A 20,625-nucleotide genomic window follows, 5' to 3' on the forward strand; every position below is an offset into this window, starting at 1 on the left:
CCCGGCTCCGTTCGTCGTGCAGTGCTTGAGTCGTCTGTGTGGCTGATACCTGGCTGAGCAAACGCTCAGTCGGTCCTGGATTGTTCCAGGCGGACCACGACGGACTTGCTGGCGGGTGTGTTGCTGGTGTCCGCCGTGGCGTCCAGCGGCACCAGGACGTTCGTCTCCGGGTAGTAGGCGGCCGCGCAGCCGCGGGCCGTCGGGTAGTGCACGACGCGGAAGCCGGGCGCGCGCCGCTCGACGCCGTCCTCCCACTCGCTCACGAGGTCCACGTAGGAGCCCTCGGCGAGGTCGAGGTCCTTGGCGTCGTCGGCGTTGACGAGGACGACGCGGCGGCCGTTCCTGATGCCGCGGTAGCGGTCGTCCAGGCCGTAGATGGTGGTGTTGTACTGGTCGTGCGAGCGCAGCGTCTGAAGGAGGAGGCGGCCTTCGGGGACGCGCGGGTACTCCACGGGGGCGGCCGTGAAGTTGGCCTTTCCGGTGGCCGTGGGGAAGCGGCGTTCGTCGCGGGGGGCGTGCGGGAGCGCGAAGCCGTTCGGATCAGCGACCTTCTCGTTGAAGTCCTCGAAGCCGGGGATCACGTGTGCGATGCGGTCGCGGATCGTCGCGTAGTCCTTCTCGAACTCCTCCCAGGGCGTGCGGGATTCGGTGCCGAGGACACGGCGGGCGAGGCGGGCGACGATGGCCGGCTCGGACAGCAGGTGGCGGCTCGCCGGGTCGAGGCGGCCGCGCGAGGCGTGCACCATGCCCATGGAGTCCTCGACCGTCACGAACTGCTCGCCACTGCCCTGGAGGTCGCGCTCGGTGCGGCCGAGGGTCGGCAGGATCAGGGCGCGGGCCCCGGTGACCGCGTGCGAGCGGTTCAGCTTCGTGGAGACGTGCACGGTGAGGCGGGCGCGGCGCATCGCCGACTCGGTGACCTCGGTGTCGGGGGACGCCGAGACGAAGTTGCCGCCCATGGCGAAGAAGACCTTCGCCTGCCCGTCGCGCAGGGCCCGGATGGCGCGCACGACGTCGAAGCCGTGTTCGCGCGGCGGGGCGAAGCCGAACTCCTTCTCCAGGGCGTCGAGGAACGCGGGGGCGGGGCGCTCGAAGATGCCCATGGTGCGGTCGCCCTGCACGTTCGAGTGGCCGCGCACCGGGCACACGCCCGCGCCGGGCCGTCCGATGTTGCCGCGCAGCAGCAGGAAGTTGACCACTTCGCGGATCGTCGGCACGGAGTGCTTGTGCTGGGTGAGGCCCATGGCCCAGCACACGACGGTGCGCTTGGAGGCGAGGACCATCTCCAGGGTGCGCTCGATGTCGGCGCGGGACAGGCCGGTCGCCGCGAGGGTCTCGTCCCAGTCGGCGTCCCGGGCTGCCTTCGCGAACTCCTCGTAGCCGTGCGTGTGCTCGGCGATGAAGGCGTCGTCCGTGGCGCCTTCCGTCTCCAGGATCAGCTTGTTGAGGAGGCGGAAGAGGGCCTGGTCGCCGCCGAGACGGATCTGAAGGAACAGATCGTTGAGAGCAGCGCCCTTGGTGAGGCCCTTCGGGGTCTGCGGGTTCTTGAACTTCTCCAGGCCCGCCTCCGGCAGCGGATTGATGGAGATGATCTTCGCGCCGCCCGCCTTCGCCTTCTCCAGGGCGGAGAGCATGCGCGGATGGTTCGTGCCCGGGTTCTGCCCGGCGACGATGATCAGATCCGACTTGTACAGGTCCTCAAGAAGGACGCTGCCCTTGCCGATGCCGATCGTCTCCGTGAGCGCGGAGCCGGACGACTCGTGGCACATGTTCGAACAGTCGGGCAGGTTGTTCGTGCCGAACTCGCGGGCGAACAACTGGTAGAGGAACGCCGCCTCGTTGCTGGTGCGCCCCGACGTGTAGAAGACGGCCTCGTCGGGCGAGCCGAGCGCGGTCAGCTCGCCCGCGATCAGGTCGAAGGCGCGCTCCCACGCGACGGGCTCGTAGTGCGAGGCGCCCTCGGCCAGATACATGGGGTGGGTGAGCCGGCCCTGCTGGCCCAGCCAGTACCCGGAGCGCGTCGAAAGGTCCGCCACCGGGTGCGCGGCGAAGAACTCCGGCGTCACCCGGCGCAGGGTGGCCTCCTCGGCGACCGCCTTCGCCCCGTTCTCACAGAACTCCGCCGCGTGCCGGTGCTCCGGCTCCGGCCAGGCGCAGCCCGGGCAGTCGAAGCCGTCCTTCTGGTTGACGCGAAGGAGCGTCAGCGCGGTCCGCTTCACGCCCATCTGCTCGCGGGCCATCTTGAGCGAGTGCTTCACGGCGGGGAGCCCGGCGGCATGGTGCTGCGGCGCCGCTACCTGCGGCGCGTCCTGTACCGGGTCGGATGCGGGCGGCTTGCTTGCCATGGTTCGGCTCCCCTTTGAGCGGTCCTGCGGTGCTGCGCGTCCTGCTGAACGGTGCTGTGAGCTACGTCTCCGATCTTCGCACGAGGGTCCGACAACGCCCGCTCCGGTGGGAGGTGGGCCGCGCTGTCAGTGGGGCGTGGCAGGATCGTGGGCGTGGCAGAGAAAGCAGCAGCGAATACGCCAAAGACGACGCAGAAGACGGTGGATCCGGTGGCGAAGGCAGCAGACGGCAGCTCGGGCGGGCGTCCCCGCCTGATGCTCATGGACGGGCACTCGCTGGCGTACCGGGCGTTCTTCGCGCTGCCCGCGGAGAACTTCACGACGGCGACGGGCCAGCCGACGAACGCGATCTACGGTTTCGCGTCGATGCTGGCGAACACGCTGCGCGACGAGGAGCCGACGCACTTCGCGGTGGCGTTCGACGTGTCCCGCAAGACGTGGCGCTCCGAGGAGTTCACCGAGTACAAGGCGAACCGCTCGAAGACGCCGGACGAGTTCAAGGGCCAGGTCGAGCTGATCGGCGAGCTGCTCGACGCCATGCACACACCGCGCTTCGCGGTCGACGGCTTCGAGGCCGACGACGTCATCGCCACGCTCGCCACGCAGGCCGAGGCCGCCGGCTTCGAGGTCCTCATCGTCACCGGCGACCGGGACTCGTTCCAGCTCGTCTCCGAGAACGTGACGGTGCTGTACCCCACCAAGGGCGTCTCCGAGCTGACGCGGTTCACGCCGCAGAAGGTCGAGGAGAAGTACGGGCTCACGCCGGCCCAGTACCCGGACTTCGCGGCGCTGCGCGGCGACCCCTCGGACAACCTGCCGGGCATCCCCGGCGTCGGCGAGAAGACCGCCGCGAAGTGGATCAACCAGTTCGGTTCGTTCGCCGAGCTGGTCGAGCGCGCCGAGGAGGTCAAGGGCAAGGCGGGGCAGAACTTCCGGGACCACATCGAGGCCGTGAAGCTGAACCGGCGCCTGACCGAAATGGTGCGCGACGTCGAGCTGCCGAAGACGGTCGCCGACCTGGGGCGCGAGGCGTACGACCGGACAGCGATCGCGATGATCCTGGACACGCTGGAGATCCGTAACCCGTCGCTGCGCGAGCGCCTGTTCGCCGTCGACCCGGGCGCCGAGGAGGCCGAGGAGACCCCGGCCGAGCCTGGCGTCGAGCTCGACGGGAAGGTGCTCGCGGCGGGCGAGCTCGCGCCGTGGCTGGCCGAGCACGGCAAGGCGGTCCTCGGCATGGCGACCGTCGACACCTGGACGCTGGGCGCCGGCTCGGTCACCGAGATCGCGCTCGCCGCCGCCGGTGGAGAGGCCGCCTGGTTCGACCCGTCGACGCTGGACGAGGCCGACGAGAAGGCCTTCGCCACCTGGCTCGCCGACGCGAAGAAGCCGAAGGTGCTGCACAACGCCAAGAGCGTGATGCGGGTCTTCGCCGAGCACGGCTGGAGCGTCGACGGCATCACCATGGACACGGCGCTCGCCGCGTACCTGGTCAAGCCCGGCCGCCGCTCCTTCGCGCTCGACGCGCTGTCCCTGGAGTACCTCGGCCGCGAGCTCGCCCCGGCCGGCGCCGCCGACGGCCAGCTCGCGTTCGGTACGGACGAGGACGACCAGGCCGAGGCCGACGCGCTCATGGTGCAGGCCCGCGCGATCCTCGACCTGGGCGAGGCGTTCGGTACGCGCCTCAAGGAGGTCAACGCGGCGGAGCTGCTCACCGACATCGAGCTGCCGACGTCCACGCTCCTCGCGCGCCTTGAGCGGCACGGCATCGCCGCCGACCGCGCCCACCTGGAGTCGATGGAGCAGATGTTCGCGGGCGCCGTGCAGCAGGCGGTGAAGGAGGCGCACGACGCGGTGGGCCACGAGTTCAACCTCGGCTCCCCGAAGCAGCTCCAGGCCGTCTTCTTCGAGGAACTCGACCTTCCGAAGACGAAGAAGACCAAGACCGGTTACACGACGGACGCCGACGCGCTCGCCTGGCTGGCCACGCAGACCGACCACGAACTCCCCGTGATCATGCTGCGCCACCGTGAGCAGGCCAAGCTCCGCGTCACCGTCGAGGGACTGATCAAGACGATCGCGGCGGACGGCCGCATCCACACGACGTTCAACCAGACGGTGGCGGCGACGGGGCGTCTGTCGTCCACGGACCCGAACCTTCAGAACATCCCGGTCCGCACCGACGAGGGCCGCGCCATCCGCCGCGGGTTCGTCGTCGGCGAGGGCTACGAGTCGCTGATGACGGCCGACTACAGCCAGATCGAACTGCGCGTCATGGCGCACCTCTCGGAGGACGAGGGCCTCCTGGAGGCGTTCAACTCCGGCGAGGACCTGCACACCACGGTGGCCTCGCAGGTCTTCGGAGTGGAGCGGGACGCGGTCGACGCCGAGATGCGCCGCAAGATCAAGGCGATGTCGTACGGGCTCGCGTACGGCCTCTCCGCCTTCGGCCTCTCCGGCCAGCTGGGCATCGACCCGGGCGAGGCGCGCGGCCTGATGGACACGTACTTCGAGCGGTTCGGCGGCGTACGGGACTACCTGCGGCGGGCGGTCGACGAGGCGCGCGCCACCGGGTACACCGAGACGATGCTGGGGCGCCGCCGCTACCTGCCCGACCTGAACTCGGACAACCGGCAGCGCCGCGAGATGGCCGAGCGGATGGCGCTCAACGCGCCGATCCAGGGCACCGCCGCCGACATCGTGAAGATCGCGATGCTGAACGTCGACAAGGCGCTCACGGAGGCGAAGCTCAAGTCCCGGATGCTGCTCCAGGTCCACGACGAAATCGTGCTGGAGATCGCGCCCGGGGAGGCCGCGGCGGCGGAGGAGCTGGTGCGCCGCGAGATGGCGAGCGCGGTGACGCTCCGCGCGCCGCTGGATGTGTCGGTGGGCCTTGGCGCGGACTGGGAGTCCGCCGCCCACTAGGGCCCTTCTGACGGATCAGGCTGGACCCCGGAGGCCGTGCCATTCGGCTCCCCGAGTGGGGTCTGGTGCGTGCAGCTGCAAGGCGGAGGAGGGCGTCAACGCGAATGGGGCCTCCCCTGCTCGAGCGAAGCCGAGAGCTTGGGGAAGTTGGCAACCGACGACAACGCCGCAGATGCGCGTGCCAGGGCCCGCGACTCCAGCAAGATCCGTCAGAAGGGCCCTAGGGCCGGTCGGGTGCGGGTCGCGTTGTCGCGGCCCGCGCCGGCCCAGGTCGCGGGGCTCTGCCCCGGACCCCGCGGCCTCTCGTCCACATGCGGGGCTTGAACAGCCTCGCTCGCCGCGTGGACCGTGAGTGGCTCACCAGCGCGTACAGCGCCACTCCGGCCCCCACACCCGCTCCCGCCCCGCGCCGTCCCGCCGCACGAAGGGCAGCACCGCCGCGGCATGGCTGATGGTGAACGGCACGTGTCGCCCCGTTGTCCGCTCCGTGCGAGCGTGGAGTCGTACGGCATCCGTAGCGGCGCAATCGTTCAATACCGGGCGCGAACGGGTGTCTGTGCGGCGGAAGTTGTCGTAGGGTCGGCGGGATCCGCGCGCTGGGGAGCGCCGCGGGTCGGTACAGGCGACAAGGGGAGGGCTCGCGGCATGGCGGCGGTATTCGGAAGGCGACTGCGCAGGGGAGTCATGACGGCCGCGGTCGCCGCCGCGGCGGTGGCGGCCCTGTCCGCGTCCCAGGCGCCCGGCGTGACCACCCCGCACGGGGACAGCGGCAATTCCGCGGCGGACCGCTCGGACGACACCCCACCGGACTCGGCGACGGGCCCGGACTACTACTCGGACCTGCCCCCGCTGGACAGCCCCACCGACTCGCCGAAGCCTCCGCCCGGTGGCGACGACTCCGGCATCCCCGCGACCGTCCTCGACGCGTACAAGAAGGCCGCCGCAGAGATAGGCACCACGAAGCCCGGCTGCAACCTGGACTGGCAGCTGCTCGCCGCGATCGGCAAGGTCGAGTCGGGCCAGGCCCGCGGCGGCGACGTCGACAAGGACGGCAACACGCTCCACGCGATCACGGGGCCGCCCCTGGACGGCAACGGCTTCGCGAAGATCACCGACACCGACGGCGGCTCCTACGACGGCGACACGGTCCACGACCGGGCCGTGGGCCCCATGCAGTTCATCCCCTCCACCTGGGAGTGGGCGGGCCGCGACGGCAACGGCGACGGCAAGAAGGACCCGAACAACGTCTACGACGCCGCCCTCGCCGCGGGCCACTACCTGTGCCGCGCCGACCGCGACCTGTCCAACGCCACGCAGCTGAACAAGGCGATCCTCAGCTACAACAACTCCACGAAGTACCTCGCCACCGTGCTGTCCTGGCTGGACTACTACCGCAAGCACTCGCACTCGGTCCCCGACGGCACCGGCGTGCTGCCCAGGCACCCGAGCGGCGGCGGCAGCGGCAGCGGCGCGAGCCCGTCGCCGAGCCCCACCGGTCGCGACTCCGACCGCCCGTCCTCGGACACGACGACCACGAAGCCGCCGTCCAAGAACCCGCCCAAGACCCCGTCCGGCGGCGGCTCGACGAGCCCCGGCGGCGATGGCACGACCAAGCCGCCCACCACGAGCCCCACCCCCGACCCCACGCCCACCCAGTCCGTCACCAAGCTCGCCGACGCCGGCACCGGCACCCTCGCCGCCCTCCAGGACGACACCTTCGGCGAGCGGGCCAAGGTGAAGGCGAGGAACGCGGCGGGCGCCGCCGTCGCCTCCGCGAAGATTCGTTTCGCGATCGTCGGCGACACCGACGCCACGTTCTCCGGCGGCGTCACCAGCGCCACCGTCACCACGGACGGCTCCGGCGTGGCCACCGCGCCCGCGGTCAGGGCAGGGAAGCAGACCGGTCAGTTCAAGGTCCGCGCCACCGTCGTCGGCCGGACCGTGGACCCCGTCTATTCCACGGCGACGGTCACCGCGCGCGCCGACAAGCTGACCCGCGTCGACGCGGAAGAGATGACCTGCGAGGCGGGCGGCACCTTCGCCAAGGCCGTCGAGCTGAACGCCACGTACAAGGGCGTCGCCGCCGGCAAGGTCGGCGCGACCGCGACCCTCGTCAAGGCCGCGGACGACGCGACCGAGGCGGACAAGGGCCCCTACTTCAAGGACGCGGACGGCAGGACGATCCGCACCGTCAAGGGCCTGACGGCCGACGCCGAGGGCCACCTCACCGTGCCCAAGCTCTACGCGGACGACACCACCGGCACGTTCCTGCTGCGCGTCACCACGACGGGCGGCGCGACGCTCGACGTCGAGTTGAAGGTGACCGCCGCCTCCGCCTCGTAACACCCGCCGCGCACCGCGCAGTTGAGCCCCCGACCGCACATGGTCGGGGGCTCAACTGCGTCCCGTACAACGTGTTCTCATTCCCGCCCCGCGTTGCTACGGTGCACCGACCCAGAGGCCTGACGCCTCATCAGATTCCGTGTGCCGCAAGGCCGCAGGGAGGTCGGACATGCGCGCTCTCGTCGCCGCGGCGATCGGTCTCGCCGCGGCGCTCGCCCTGGTCCTCACCATGACCGCGGTCGGTGCCCCGCCGGGCGAGACGTCCCCGAAACCGCTGCTGCACTCCGTGCCCGAACACCCGTAGAAGCCCGTGCCACGCCCGTAGCTGAGGAGGGCCGCCGCGATGCGCCGCAAGGCCAGCCTGATCCTGCTCGCCTTCGCCGTGTTCTTCACGGCGATGTCCCCGCTGATGCGCTGGTACGCGTTCCCGCGCCTCGCGAAGATCCCTCCGAGCCAGTACCAGACCATGGTCCTGGAGGCGAAGAACGCGACCCTGATCGACTACGGGACCATGAAGGAGAAGAAGGTCCCCAAGCTCAGCATCGTGCAGACCCTCAAGGGCAACGTCGAGGAGTCGAACAAGATCGAGAAGACCGCCGGACGCGACGTCGTCGTCTGGGACGGCCTGACCTACGGCGTGGGACCCGACGGCAAGATGGTCACCGAGATCCCCGAGCGCTACATCTTCGACGCCCACAGCTCGGCCCCCGTGCACGCCAAGGGCGAGTCCGTCGACGGCGACCCGGTCAAACGCGAGGGCATCGAGTTCAAGTGGCCGTTCCTGACGGAGAAGCGGGACTACGAGTACTTCGACGCGCGCGCCCGCGTCACCCGCCCCATCCACTACAAGGGCACCCAGAACTTCCACGGCCTGAGCGTCTACTACTTCGAGCAGACCATCCCGTGGACGAAGGTCTCCTTCCCCAAGAAGCTCCCCGTCAAGGGCATCACCCCGGAGTCCGTCGCCAAGACCGGCACCAAGATGTACTACACGACGGTCCGCAAGTTCTGGGTCGACCCGACGACCGGCGCCCCCGTCTACGGCGAGGAGATCCACAAGGAGGAGATGCGCGGCGGCACGCTCCTCGCCGCCGACCCCGACAAGAAGGTCACCGCGTTCGCGGGCCACGTGAAGATGCGCCCCGACTTCATCGAGTCGACGGTCGACCTGGTCAAGTCGCAGCGCGTCCTGGTCCTGCTCCTGACGTCCTACCTGCCGTGGGGCTTCCTGATCCTCGGCGCGCTGCTGCTCGCGCTCTCGCTGTGGCTGGAGGCGCGCAGCCGACGTCCCGGCGAGCCGGAGGAGACGCCGGTGGCCGAGCCGGAGCCCGACCCGGTCAGCGTCTGAGGCGGGCGTTCGTGTGCCGCGTGGGCTCGGCGGCCGCCGGGTCCTCGGGCCACGGGTGCTTGGGGTAGCGGCCGCGCAGATCGGCCCGTACGGAGCGGTAGCCGTCGCCCCAGAACGAGGCCAGGTCCGCCGTGACGGCGGCTGGCCGTCCGGCGGGCGACAGCAGGTGCACGAGCACCGGGACCCCGGCCACGCGCGGTGTCTCGCGCAGCCCGAACATCTCCTGCAACTTCACGGCGAGCACGGGCTGTTCGGGCGTGGAGTAGTCGAGCCGGATCCGGGACCCGCTCGGCACTTCGAGCCGCTCCGGCGCCAGCTCGTCCAGGCGCGCCGCCTGACCGCCCGCCCACGGCAGCAGCCGCTTCAGCGCCTCCCCGGCGTCGATCCGCCCGAGGTCCGCCCGGCGTCGCGCCGCGCTCAGCTCGGGCTCCAGCCACTCGTCCACGCGCGCGTGCAGCGCCTCGTCGCTCACGTCCGGCCACGGCTCCCCGACGTGCCGCCGCAGAAACGCAAGGCGCTCCCGCAGCGCCACGGCGTCCCTGCTCCACCGCAGCAGCCCGAGCCCCTCGCGCCGTAGCCCTTCGAGCAGAGCGTCCCGTACGAGACCGGGGGCGGGGTTCTTGAGAGGGCGTACGGCGAGTTCCACGGCGCCGAGCCGGGTAACGTGCCGGGCCACCAATTCGCCGTCCGCCCAGGCCACTTCGTCGCCTTCGCGGAACAGGGACGCGGCGGCCCGCCGGGCGACCTCCTCGTCCACCACGGCACCGAGCCGCACGCGCGCGTGCCCTGCCCCCACGGGCCGGTCCGCCACGGCGACGGCGACCCACTCGGCGTCCCGCAGGGCGGACCCGTCGGGAACGTCGGCACGGGTGCCGTTCACCATGAGCAGCGAGCCGCCGGAGCGCCGGGCGACCCGCTCGGGGAAGGCGAGCGCGGCGACGACACCGACGGCGTGATCGTCGGATTCGATGGCACGTGAGGGCGGGACGCTCGTCTCCTCCGGGACCAGGCGCGCCAGCCTCCGCACTTCCGCGGCCCAGCGCCGCGCATACGCGTCGCCCCCGCGGCGGGCGGCCCGCAACGCCCCGCCGAGATCGTCCCCGTAGTCCCGCGGAGGCTCCTCGCTCAGCAGCGCCACGACCTCCGCCGCCCGCTTCCCGGAGACGACGGGCGCCGCGTCCACCAGCGCCCGCCCAAGACGCGGATGCAGCCCGAGCCGCGCGAGCCGGGCGCCCCGCCCCGTGGCCCGGCCCGAATCCCCCTCGACCGCCCCGACCGCCGTCAGCACGGACCGTGCCGCCGCCATCGCGCCGCCGGGGGGCGCGTCAAGGAGCGCGAGCCCCGACGCGTCCGGGTCGCCCCAGCACGCCACCTGCAACGCGAACGCCGTCAGGTCCGCCACCTTGATCTCGGGGGAGGGGAAGCGCGCGAGGCGCCCGTCCTCCGCCTCCTCCCAGCACCGGTACACGACACCCGGCGCCTCACGCCCGGCACGGCCCGCCCGCTGCGTCCCGGCCGCCCGGGAGGCCCGTACGGTCGTCAGCGCGCTCAGCCCGCGCGCGTGGTCGACCCGCGGCTCCCTCGCGAGCCCCGCGTCCACGACGACCCGCACCCCGGGCACGGTCAACGACGACTCGGCGACGGCCGTGGCAAGGACGACCCGTCGCCGCGCGCCCGCCGAGAGCACCGCGTCCTGCACGGCGGCCGGCGCCCGCCCGTGCACCTGCAACACGTCCACCTCGCCCAGGCCGCCCAACTGCCCGGCCACCCGCGCGATCTCCCCGACGCCCGGCAGGAAACACAGCACATCGCCGTCCCGCTCGGCGAGCGCACGCCGCACCACGGACGCCACATGCGTGAGCAGCGCCGGATCCACCCGCATCCCGTGCGGCGGCCGCACCGGACGCGGGGGCGGCGCCCACACCACGTCCACCGGGTACGAGACGCCCTCGGCCTCGACGACCGGAGCGCCCCCGAGCAGCGACGCCCATCCCTCGGCGTCCGTCGTCGCGGACGCCGCGACCAGCTTCAGCTCAGGACGCAGCGCCTCACGCACGTCCCACAGGAAGGCGGCCACGGTGTCCGCGTCCAGGTGCCGCTCGTGCACCTCGTCGAGCATCACGGCGTCGACGCCGGACAACTCCTGGTCCCGCTGGAGCCGTTGCAGCAGCACACCCGTCGTGACCACCTCGACGCGGGTGCGCGGCCCGACGACGCGCTCCCCGCGCACCGTGTAACCGACCCGCTCCCCGACCTTCTCGCCGAGCAGCCACGCCATCCGCCGGGCCGCCGCACGGGCCGCGATCCGCCGCGGCTCGGCGACCACCACTCGACGTACGGGAGCGTCCTCGTCGAGCAGCCCGGCCAGCACCAGCGGCACCAGGGTCGTCTTGCCGGTGCCGGGCGGCGCCACGAGCACCGCGACCCCGTCGCCGTCGAGCGCGGAGCGCAGCGCGGGCAGCGCGGACCGTACGGGAAGGGCCCGCAGCGCGTCGTGACGAGGAGAAGAGGGAGGGGGAGGGGGCGAAGTGGGAGAAGAGGGGGAGGAGGGTGAGGTCACTCCCTCAGTCTCTCCCCCTCCCCCGGCCTTCGGCCGGGGGTGCCCCCTACTCGCTCCGCTCGCACACGAAGATCGACGTCCCCGGGATCAGGTTCCCGCGCAGCGGCGACCAGCCGCCCCACTCCTGCGTGTTCCACTCGGGCCACTCGGGCTCCACGAGGTCGACGAGCCGGAAGCCGCCCGCCACCACGTCCCGCACCCGGTCCCCGATGGTCCGGTGGTGCTCGACGTACACGGCCCGCCCTTGTTCGTCCTGCTCCACATAAGGGGTGCGGTCGAAGTACGAGGCGGCGACGGACAGGCCCTCGGGGCCCGGCTCGTCGGGGAACGCCCAGCGGATCGGGTGCGTGACGGAGAAGACGAACCGGCCGCCGGGCCGCAGCACGCGGTGCACCTCGCGCAGCACCTGCACCTGGTCCGCGATGAAGGGGAGCGCCCCGTACGCGGAGCAGGCGAGGTCGAAGGAGCCGTCCTTGAAGGGGAGCACGCTCGCGTCCGCCTCCACGAGCGGCACCTTGCCGCCGTCGATGCGCAGCGCGTGCTGGAGCTGGCGGTGCGAGAGGTCGAGGGCGACGGGACGCGCGCCCTGGGCGAGCAGCCAGCGCGAGCACTGCGCGGCGCCCGCCCCGATCTCCAGGATGTCCTTGCCCGCGAGCTCGTCGAGGGGGCCGAGCAGCTCGGCCTCGATCTCGTCGAGCCCCTCGGGGCACCACACGAAACGGTCGTCGCCGAGAAACGTGCCGTGTTCGACCTGGTAGTCGTCCGCGTTCCTGTCCCACCAGCCGCGGTTGGCCCGCGCGCTCTCCGTGGTGTCCGCGTCCCGCCGGGTCGCCGTCGAGTCGTCGTCGACCGTAGAGGGGGAGTCGTGCGCTTCCATTGGTCCGGACTCTTGGATGATCGGCTCCCTCGTAATAGTGTGCGGGCCCTGCGAGGCCCATGGCGACGCCAGTGGCCTCGCGTGACAGGTTTTGTGCCGGGTATGCGGCGATCCGCCCCGGGTGTGCGCCTTCGCGCATTGACCCTGTCCGGCTGCCCCCGTATGCTACAAGTTGCGCTGCGGGCCTGCGCACCTCGGACATAGCAGGCTGTGCTCGCATCTGTTGTATGTCCCCTCGGTTATCGAGGCGCCACCGGTTCCTCACGGAAGTCCGGATTCGGCGCTTCCAAGGCTGTCCGGCTTCTTCAGAGCGAAACGGGCTCCCGGCGTAGCAGTACCCCCCGACTTTCAATGTCCGCCGGAGCCCTTTCCCACATGACGAGCAGCACCGAGACCACCGCCACCACCCCGCAGGTTGCGGTCAACGACATCGGTAACGAGGAAGCATTCCTCGCCGCCATCGACGAGACGATCAAGTACTTCAACGATGGCGACATCGTCGACGGCGTCATCGTCAAGGTTGACCGGGACGAGGTTCTCCTCGACATCGGTTACAAGACCGAAGGTGTCATCCCGAGCCGCGAGCTCTCGATCAAGCACGACGTCGACCCGAACGAGGTCGTGGCCGTCGGCGACGAGATCGAGGCCCTGGTTCTCCAGAAGGAGGACAAGGAAGGCCGCCTGATCCTGTCCAAGAAGCGCGCTCAGTACGAGCGTGCCTGGGGCACGATCGAGAAGATCAAGGAAGAGGACGGGATCGTCACCGGTACCGTCATCGAGGTCGTCAAGGGTGGTCTCATCCTCGACATCGGCCTCCGTGGCTTCCTGCCGGCCTCCCTCGTCGAGATGCGCCGCGTCCGCGACCTTCAGCCTTACGTGGGCAAGGAGCTCGAGGCGAAGATCATCGAGCTGGACAAGAACCGCAACAACGTGGTCCTGTCCCGCCGTGCCTGGCTCGAGCAGACCCAGTCCGAGGTCCGCCAGACGTTCCTCACCACCCTGCAGAAGGGTCAGGTCCGCTCCGGCGTCGTTTCCTCGATCGTCAACTTCGGTGCCTTCGTGGACCTGGGTGGCGTCGACGGTCTCGTCCACGTCTCCGAGCTCTCCTGGAAGCACATCGACCACCCGTCCGAGGTTGTCGAGGTCGGCCAGGAAGTCACCGTCGAGGTCCTCGACGTCGACATGGACCGCGAGCGTGTCTCCCTGTCGCTGAAGGCGACGCAGGAAGACCCGTGGCAGCAGTTCGCCCGTACGCACCAGATCGGCCAGGTCGTTCCCGGCAAGGTCACGAAGCTGGTTCCGTTCGGTGCGTTCGTCCGCGTCGACGAGGGCATCGAGGGCCTGGTCCACATCTCCGAGCTGGCCGAGCGTCACGTGGAGATCCCGGAGCAGGTCGTCCAGGTCAACGACGAGATCTTCGTCAAGGTCATCGACATCGACCTCGAGCGTCGTCGCATCAGCCTCTCGCTGAAGCAGGCCAACGAGGCCTTCGGCGCCGACCCGTCGGTCGTCGAGTTCGACCCGACCCTGTACGGCATGGCCGCGTCCTACGACGACCAGGGCAACTACATCTACCCCGAGGGCTTCGACCCCGAGACCAACGACTGGCTCGAGGGCTTCGACACCCAGCGCGAGGCCTGGGAGACCCAGTACGCCGAGGCGCAGCAGCGCTTCGAGCAGCACCAGGCTCAGGTCATCAAGTCCCGCGAGGCCGACGCTCAGGCCGAGGCCGAGGGTGCCGCGGCTCCCGCCGGTGCCTCGGCTCCGGCGGCGTCCGGTGGCAGCGGTGGCGGCGGCGGCTCGTACTCCTCGGAGACGGCCGACAACTCCGGCGCGCTCGCCTCGGACGAGGCGCTCGCCGCGCTTCGCGAGAAGCTGGCGGGTGGCCAGAGCTGAAACGCTCTGCGCTAGCAGGTAGTTAGCGGTGGGCCCGCACCTTTGGGTGCGGGCCCACCGTTGTTTTTTGCCTTGGGCCACAGAGCGTCGGGTCGTCGGCTGTTCCACGGGCGGCGGCGTTGCGCGCGCGGTTCCCCGCGCCCCGAACAGATCCCGTGGCCCCGGGGGCGTCTGTTACGTGGGGGATACACCCAGTGGGGGCGGGCCGTAACACGGCGTTGCCAGCATCCCCGGGTCGGTCAAGATCGGACTGATCCCGAGGGGAGCTGGGCACATGGCGGCAGCACAGCAGGCGGCAAGGACGGGCAGCAGTCGGCGGGCGTTCCTGCGGAACGTGGGCGTCAGCGGGGGTGCCGGGGCCATGTTCGCGACCATGGGGGCCCTCGGGCTCGCACCCACCGCGCAGGCCGCGCGGCGCGAAGCGCCGTACCGCGCGCCGCGGTCGGGGGACTTCTCGCTGAGCGGCCGCGGCGCCGCGAAGGTCGTGATCGTGGGCGGTGGCATCGCCGGGCTCGCCACCGCGTACGAGCTGGGCAAGGCCGGCTACGACTGTACGGTCCTGGAGGCCAGGGACCGGACCGGCGGACGCAACTTCACGGTGCGGGGCGGGGATTCGACCGTCGACACGTACGGGAACCGGCAGACCGCGCGCTTCAGCGACGGGCAGTACATGAACGCCGGACCCGCGAGACTTCCGCAGTGGATGGTGACGCTCGACTACTGCCGTGAACTCGGCGTCCCCATCGAGGTGTTCACCAATACCAATGCCGACGCGTACCTCTTCAACGAGTCCGCGGGGATGACGAAGCCCGTGCGGTACAGAACCGCCAAGGCCGATGTCTACGGCTACGTGTCCGAGCTGCTGGCCAAGGCCTCCGACAAGGGGGCGCTGGACAAGGAGCTGAGCAGTGCCGACCAGGAGCGGCTCGTCGAGTTCCTGAAGGACTTCGGGGCGCTGGGGGACAAGCTCGCCTACGAGGGGTGCGACCGGCGCGGGTACTCGACCGTGCCCGCCGCGACCGGGACGCCGGGCGTGGTGCTCGGGGACGTGCCCTCCGCGTCCGAGGTGTTCGCGAGCGGCGTCGGGCGCTACTTCTCCTTCGAGTTCGGCTTCGACCAGGCCATGCTGATGTTCCAGCCGGTCGGCGGGATGGACCGGATACCGAAGGCGCTGACGGGCGCGATAGGGGCTTCCCGGATACGTACCGGGGCAGTCGTCAGCAAGATCACGGACAAGGGGGACGGGGTCTCCGTCACCTACGCGCAGGGCGGTCGGACCAGGGTCGTCGAGGCGGACTTCTGCGTCGGGGCGCTGCCGCCCAACATCCTCGCCAAGATCCCGCACAACCTCGGCTCCGGCGTGCAGAGCGCCCTGGAGGCCATCACGCCGCAGTCCGCGGGGAAGATCGGCCTGGAGTACAGGTCCCGCTGGTGGGAGCTGGACCACCGGATCTACGGCGGCATCACCGAGACCGACATGGACCTCAGCCACATCTGGCACCCGTCGTACGGGTTCCACGGCGAGCGCGGCCTCATGATCGGCTACTACAACTACGAGGCCGATGCCGACGCGTACGCGAAGCTCACGCCCGACAAGCGCGAGGCGCGGGCCGTGGCGCAGGGCGTGAAGATCTACGGCGAGAAGTACCGGAGTGAGCTGGCGTCCTCGTTCTCGCACCACTGGCGGCAGACGCCGCACCTGGAAGCCGCCTGGCACGACACCCCGGGCGGCCCCGACGATCCCCGCTACAAGCCGCTCAACGAGCCGACGGGCCGCGTCTACTTCGCCGGCGACTGGCTCAGCTACACCGACGCCTGGCAGCACGGGGCGTTCACGTCGGCGCGGCGGGCCGTGAGCAGGCTGCACGCGCGCGTGCTGGCCGACTGACCATGGCCCGACGCCCCCTCACGCGTCGTTCATCTTCGTAAGAGGCAGCTGAGAAAGGGTGCGGGCGGGAATGTCCGCACCCGCTCCGCGCGTTCTTGGGATGGAACACGAGGAGGAGCGGTCACTGTGCTTGATCCGCAGGATTTGTACTCATGGGAGCCGAAGGGGCTCGCCGCCGTGGACATGGCGCTGGCCCAGGAGTCGGCCGGGTTGGTCATGCTCTATCACTTCGACGGATACATCGACGCCGGTGAGACCGGCGACCAGATCGTCGAGCGGCTCATCGACTCGTTGCCGCACCAGGTGGTCGCCCGCTTCGACCACGACCGGCTCGTGGACTACCGCTCGCGCCGCCCGCTGCTGACGTTCCGGCGCGACCGGTGGACCGAGTACGAGACGCCGGTGCTGGAGGTGCGGCTCGTGCAGGATGCGACGGGGGCGCCGTTCCTGTTGCTCGCCGGGCCCGAGCCGGATGTCGAGTGGGAGCGTTTCGCGGCCGCGGTGCGGCAGATCGCGGAGCGTCTCGGCGTGCGCCTCGCGGTGAACTTCCACGGGATTCCGATGGGCGTCCCGCACACCCGCCCCGTCGGCCTCACCCCGCACGGCAACCGCACCGATCTGGTGCCCGGACACGCCAGCCCGTTCGACGAGGCGCAGGTGCCGGGCAGCGCCGCGGCCCTCGTCGAGTACCGCCTCATGGAGGCCGGGCACGACGTCCTCGGTGTCGCCGCGCACGTCCCGCACTACATCGCGCGTTCCGCGTACCCGGACGCCGCGCTGACCGTCCTCGAGGCGATCACGGCGGCGACCGGAATGGTGCTGCCGGGCGTCGCGCACGGGCTGCGCACGGATGCGCACCGCACGCAGACGGAGATCGACCGGCAGGTCCAGGAGGGCGACGAGGAGCTGGTCTCCCTGGTCCAGGGCCTTGAGCACCAGTACGACGCGGCTGCCGGAGCGAACCAGCGGGGCAACATGCTGGCGGAGCCCATGGACATCCCGTCGGCGGACGAGATCGGCCAGGAGTTCGAGAAGTTCCTGGCGGAGCGCGAGGGCGACGCCTGATCACGGCCCCTGCCTGATCACGGGCTCTGCCCGATTCCCCGGACAGGCCCTAAGCTTCCGCTTATGTTGAAGGTGGGGCTGACCGGCGGAATCGGCGCCGGCAAGAGTGAGGTGTCACGGCTGCTCGTGGAGCGGGGGGCCGTGCTGATCGATGCCGACAGGATCGCGCGGGAGGTCGTCGAGCCCGGGACCGAGGGGCTCGCGGCCGTCGTCGAGGCGTTCGGCGACGAGGTGCTCGCCGCGGACGGCAGCCTCGACCGGCCGAAGCTCGGGTCCGTCGTGTTCGCGGATTCCGACAAGCTGGCCACCCTCAACAAGATCGTGCACCCCCTGGTCGGCACCCGGTCCGCCGAGCTGGAGGCCGCCGCGGGCCCCGACTCCGTCGTCGTGCACGACGTGCCGCTGCTCACCGAGAACGGGCTCGCCCCGCTCTACGACCTGGTGATCGTCGTCGACGCGAGCCCCGAGACCCAGCTCGACCGCCTCACCCGGCTTCGCGGCATGAGCGAGGAGGACGCGCGGGCCCGGATGGCCGCGCAGGCCACCCGCGAGAAGCGCCTCGAGATCGCCGACATCGTGATCGACAACGACGTACCGCTGGAGCGGCTCCGGGCGCGGGTCGACGAGGTCTGGGCGGAGCTGGCGCGCCGGGCGCGTGCCGCGACCGCGTGATCGTTCTCGCCGCCTGCACCGCGCTGGGCGGTCTGGTGGCGCTGGTCGCGGGCGCGTACGGGGTGCAGCGCGGTCGTCGCATCCAGGGCGCGGGGAACATCGCGCAGGCTCTGGTCAAGCCGCCGCCGCAGGGTTCGGACCGGCCCTTGTTGCAGTTCGAGACGGGGGACGGGCGGGTCGTGGAGGTCGTCTCGCCGGTGCCGCCCAGCAAGCGGCGTCCGCTGCCCGCAGGCGGGGTCGTCAGCGTCGCGTACGACACGGAGGATCCGCGCGAGACCGTGCTGCTCGGCGGCGAACGGCCCGGCGTCGACCGGGCCTTCATGATCGCGGGAGCCCTGCTCGTGCTCGTGGGCATGGTGCTCACGGTGTCCCTGAGCCGCTCGCGCTGACCGCGCCGCGTGTTCCGCCGCAGGGCCGGGGGAAGGAATAGCCCTCACGGTCCACGGTGTTGACCTGGTCGACACCAGGAGGAGGTTCGTCGTGCCCGAGGCCACCCCGGAGACACACGTCATCGACTATCGCGCCGCCGAGCAGCTCCTCGCCGCGCGCGATCCGCGCGGAGCGGTGAAGCTTCTGGACGACGTGCTCGCCGCCCATCCGGAGCACACGGCGGCCCGGCTGCTGCGGGCCCGCGCCTTCTTCGCCGCCGCGCAACTGCGGGCGGCCGAGCTGGAGTTCACGATCGTCCTGGAGCGCGAGCCGGACAACGCGTTCGCGCACTTCGCGCTGGCCAGGACGTACGAGCGGTGGTCGCGCCCGCGGCAGGCGCGCAAGCACTTCCGCCTCGCCGCCGCGCTCGACCCGCAGCCGGAGTACCTGGCGGCGGCCCGCTTCGACGACTGAGGGGCGCTAGCGCGCCCTGCGGTACGGCGGGACGTCCCGGCCCGGCTGGTAGTGCGGGCCCTGGCGGATGTGCCGCAGGATCATGAACAGGTCGACCGTCGTGATCAGCCAGAGGATTCCGCAGGCCAGGGCCCACCCCGGGCGGTGCGCGAGCAGGAACGCGACCGTACCGAAGACCGTCCACACGAGCCCGAACAGCGCGAGCCCGAGCCGCAGGCGCAGCGGGCTGCGGGCGGTGACCGGCTCGTCACCGGTGCGGACGAAGTGCGCCGGATGCGGCAGGTGCGTGCGATGCGGATGCGTGCGGTCCATGATCACCATCCCCTCGGGGTGCGGCACCTTCCAGGATGCCACTCACGGGTGCGGGGGCGGCCGGCTGGAACCGGACGGGTGGGCGGTTCGTTGGGCCTGCATGAGCCTTGAGATGCGTACGGGATATGAGGGCACGGGACCGGGCGCCATCACGCCGGACGGCTGTGCCGTGGAGCTGTATTCGCGGCTCGTGGTCGAGGACGAACCGGATGTCGTCGCGGGCGCCGTGCCCGCCGGTGCGACCGTGCTGGAGCTCGGCTGCGGGGTCGGGCGCGTGACGCACGGGCTCGTCGAGCGTGGCTTCCAGGTGACTGCGGTGGACGAGTCGCCGGAGATGCTGGAGCGGGTCAGGGGCGCGCGCACGGTGCGCGGCGCCATCGAGAGCCTCGACCTCGGCGAGACGTTCGACGTGGTGCTGCTCGGGTCCATCCTCGTCCACACCGGGGACCCGGAGGTGCGTGCGGGGATGCTCGCCGCGTGCCGGCGTCATGTCGCCGAGGGCGGCAGCGTGCTGATCCAGCGCGAGCGGCAGGGGGCGCACGAGAACCTGCCGCGGGAAGTGACCGGGCCCGGCGGTGGGTTCACGATCCGCAAGCTCTACTCGGAGCCGGTGGGCGAGGGCGTGCGCTCGGTGAAGGTCGAGTACGAGTTCCCGGATGCGGTGTGGACGCAGACGTACCGGGTGTGCCCGCTCAGTCCGGCGGAGTTCGAACAGGCGCTGGCGCAGGCCGGGTTGGAGGTCGACCGGGTGCTGACGGAGGACGGGACGTGGGTGCGGGCTGTTTTGGCGTGACGGTGGGTGGGGCCCTCGGTTCCGTTTCGGGACACCGGTCCTACGCCACGGGGCTCCGCCCCGGACCCCGCGCCTCAATCGCCGGCGGGGCTTGATTTTGCCCACCCGCCGCTGGGGCTTGATTTGCCGCAGGGGCTTGAAAAATCAAGCCCCTGCGGCGATTGAGCAGCGGGGTATGGGGCAGAGCCCCAATCTTTCGCCCCGGGGGCCGTGCCTCAATTGCCGGGCGGGCCCTGGCCGAAGACGTCCCGGAGGCGTTCCAGTTCCCGGCGGTCGCGCTTCGTCGGGCGGCCCGCGCCGCGGTCGCGGACGCCGACCGGGGTGATCACCTCGCGCGGGGGCGGCGGCGGGGAGTTGTCGACGTAGGCCTCGGCGGCGACCGGCGCCCCGACCCGCTTGCGGATCAGACGCACCACCTTCACCAGGCGCTCGCGGTCGCCGGGCCTGCGCACCCGCACCTCGTCCCCGATGCGCAGCGCGTGGGCGGGCTTGACGCTCGTCCCGTTGACCTTGACATGCCCGCCCTTGCAGGCCGCGGCGCCCGCCGAGCGTGTCTTGACCAGGCGTACGGCCCAGATCCAGCTGTCGACCCGCACGCTCCCGCCGCCGTCCGGACCGTCCGGCGCCTGTGGTGTCCCCGGTGTCTGCGATGCCATGCGTCCGACGATAGTCCCGCGCGGGCCGCGCCCCGAACCCGTTGTCGTGCCCCTCGGCGAGCCCCGGGCGGACTCCCCCCGACCTCCCCGGATAATCCGGGC

Annotated in this window: 16 protein-coding genes; 11 read left to right on the forward strand and 5 right to left on the reverse strand. The window is 71.2% G+C overall.

Going from position 1 to position 20,625, the window contains the following annotated elements:
- Positions 1–65 precede the first annotated feature (65 nt).
- Positions 66–2,345: an FdhF/YdeP family oxidoreductase gene (locus ACNYS0_RS30020; RefSeq protein ID WP_422477913.1), complete on the reverse strand. Its 2,280-nt coding sequence runs from the start codon at positions 2,343–2,345 to the stop codon at positions 66–68.
- 255 nt (positions 2,346–2,600) lie between these two features.
- Between ACNYS0_RS30020 and polA the strand changes: the two genes are divergently transcribed.
- The 4 genes from polA to pgfA all read left to right on the forward strand — a co-directional run bounded on the left by polA (position 2,601) and on the right by pgfA (position 8,961).
- Positions 2,601–5,270, forward strand: coding sequence for a DNA polymerase I (gene polA / locus ACNYS0_RS30025; protein ID WP_422482811.1), 2,670 nt, complete (start codon positions 2,601–2,603; stop codon positions 5,268–5,270).
- A gap of 645 nt (positions 5,271–5,915) precedes the next feature.
- A complete protein-coding gene (locus ACNYS0_RS30030; RefSeq protein ID WP_422477915.1) occupies positions 5,916–7,613 on the forward strand; it encodes a lytic transglycosylase domain-containing protein in 1,698 nt (565 codons plus the stop codon).
- Positions 7,614–7,782: 169 nt separating this feature from the next.
- On the forward strand, positions 7,783–7,917 hold the full coding sequence (locus ACNYS0_RS30035) for an SPW_0924 family protein (RefSeq protein ID WP_422477917.1): 135 nt from the start codon (positions 7,783–7,785) through the stop codon (positions 7,915–7,917).
- Between the two features lie 39 nt (positions 7,918–7,956).
- Complete coding sequence (pgfA, locus tag ACNYS0_RS30040; RefSeq protein WP_422477919.1) at positions 7,957–8,961, forward strand: cell envelope lipid trafficking protein PgfA; 1,005 nt, start codon at positions 7,957–7,959, stop codon at positions 8,959–8,961.
- Here pgfA and hrpB read toward each other — a convergent pair.
- The gene (hrpB, locus tag ACNYS0_RS30045; protein ID WP_422477921.1) at positions 8,951–11,521 is read right to left on the reverse strand and encodes an ATP-dependent helicase HrpB; all 2,571 of its coding nucleotides are present in this window, start codon (positions 11,519–11,521) and stop codon (positions 8,951–8,953) included. The genes pgfA and hrpB overlap by 11 nt on opposite strands.
- Positions 11,522–11,567: 46 nt before the next feature.
- Positions 11,568–12,398 (reverse strand): class I SAM-dependent methyltransferase, encoded by an 831-nt coding sequence (locus ACNYS0_RS30050; protein ID WP_422477923.1) that lies wholly within the window; start codon positions 12,396–12,398, stop codon positions 11,568–11,570.
- Between the two features lie 375 nt (positions 12,399–12,773).
- Between ACNYS0_RS30050 and rpsA the strand changes: the two genes are divergently transcribed.
- The 6 genes from rpsA to ACNYS0_RS30080 all read left to right on the forward strand — a co-directional run bounded on the left by rpsA (position 12,774) and on the right by ACNYS0_RS30080 (position 18,762).
- Complete coding sequence (gene rpsA, locus ACNYS0_RS30055) at positions 12,774–14,294, forward strand: 30S ribosomal protein S1 (RefSeq protein WP_385765598.1); 1,521 nt, start codon at positions 12,774–12,776, stop codon at positions 14,292–14,294.
- Positions 14,295–14,655: 361 nt separating this feature from the next.
- Positions 14,656–16,182, forward strand: coding sequence for a flavin monoamine oxidase family protein (locus tag ACNYS0_RS30060; RefSeq protein WP_422482812.1), 1,527 nt, complete (start codon positions 14,656–14,658; stop codon positions 16,180–16,182).
- Between the two features lie 126 nt (positions 16,183–16,308).
- The gene (locus ACNYS0_RS30065) at positions 16,309–17,247 is read left to right on the forward strand and encodes a PAC2 family protein (RefSeq protein WP_422477925.1); all 939 of its coding nucleotides are present in this window, start codon (positions 16,309–16,311) and stop codon (positions 17,245–17,247) included.
- A gap of 63 nt (positions 17,248–17,310) precedes the next feature.
- Entirely contained in the window at positions 17,311–17,919 is a 609-nt protein-coding gene (coaE, locus tag ACNYS0_RS30070; protein ID WP_422477927.1) for a dephospho-CoA kinase, read from the forward strand.
- Positions 17,916–18,308, forward strand: a complete 393-nt coding sequence (locus ACNYS0_RS30075; RefSeq protein WP_422477929.1) for a hypothetical protein — start codon at positions 17,916–17,918, stop codon at positions 18,306–18,308. The genes coaE and ACNYS0_RS30075 overlap by 4 nt, the downstream gene beginning before the upstream one ends.
- Positions 18,309–18,399: 91 nt before the next feature.
- A complete protein-coding gene (locus ACNYS0_RS30080; RefSeq protein WP_422477931.1) occupies positions 18,400–18,762 on the forward strand; it encodes a tetratricopeptide repeat protein in 363 nt (120 codons plus the stop codon).
- A 6-nt stretch (positions 18,763–18,768) separates the two neighbouring features.
- Here ACNYS0_RS30080 and ACNYS0_RS30085 read toward each other — a convergent pair whose 3' ends face one another.
- Positions 18,769–19,074 carry a DUF6343 family protein gene (locus ACNYS0_RS30085; RefSeq protein WP_422477933.1) on the reverse strand — a complete coding sequence of 102 codons (306 nt, stop codon included), beginning with the start codon at positions 19,072–19,074 and terminating at the stop codon, positions 18,769–18,771.
- Positions 19,075–19,186: 112 nt separating this feature from the next.
- Between ACNYS0_RS30085 and ACNYS0_RS30090 the strand changes: the two genes are divergently transcribed.
- Positions 19,187–19,867: a class I SAM-dependent methyltransferase gene (locus ACNYS0_RS30090; RefSeq protein WP_422477935.1), complete on the forward strand. Its 681-nt coding sequence runs from the start codon at positions 19,187–19,189 to the stop codon at positions 19,865–19,867.
- A gap of 215 nt (positions 19,868–20,082) precedes the next feature.
- Here the strand turns inward: ACNYS0_RS30090 and ACNYS0_RS30095 are convergent, their stop codons facing one another.
- Positions 20,083–20,523: an RNA-binding S4 domain-containing protein gene (locus ACNYS0_RS30095; protein WP_422477937.1), complete on the reverse strand. Its 441-nt coding sequence runs from the start codon at positions 20,521–20,523 to the stop codon at positions 20,083–20,085.
- Positions 20,524–20,625 lie beyond the last annotated feature (102 nt).

The organism is Streptomyces anthophorae (assembly GCF_049310305.1).
In the GTDB taxonomy this organism is placed as follows: domain Bacteria; phylum Actinomycetota; class Actinomycetes; order Streptomycetales; family Streptomycetaceae; genus Streptomyces.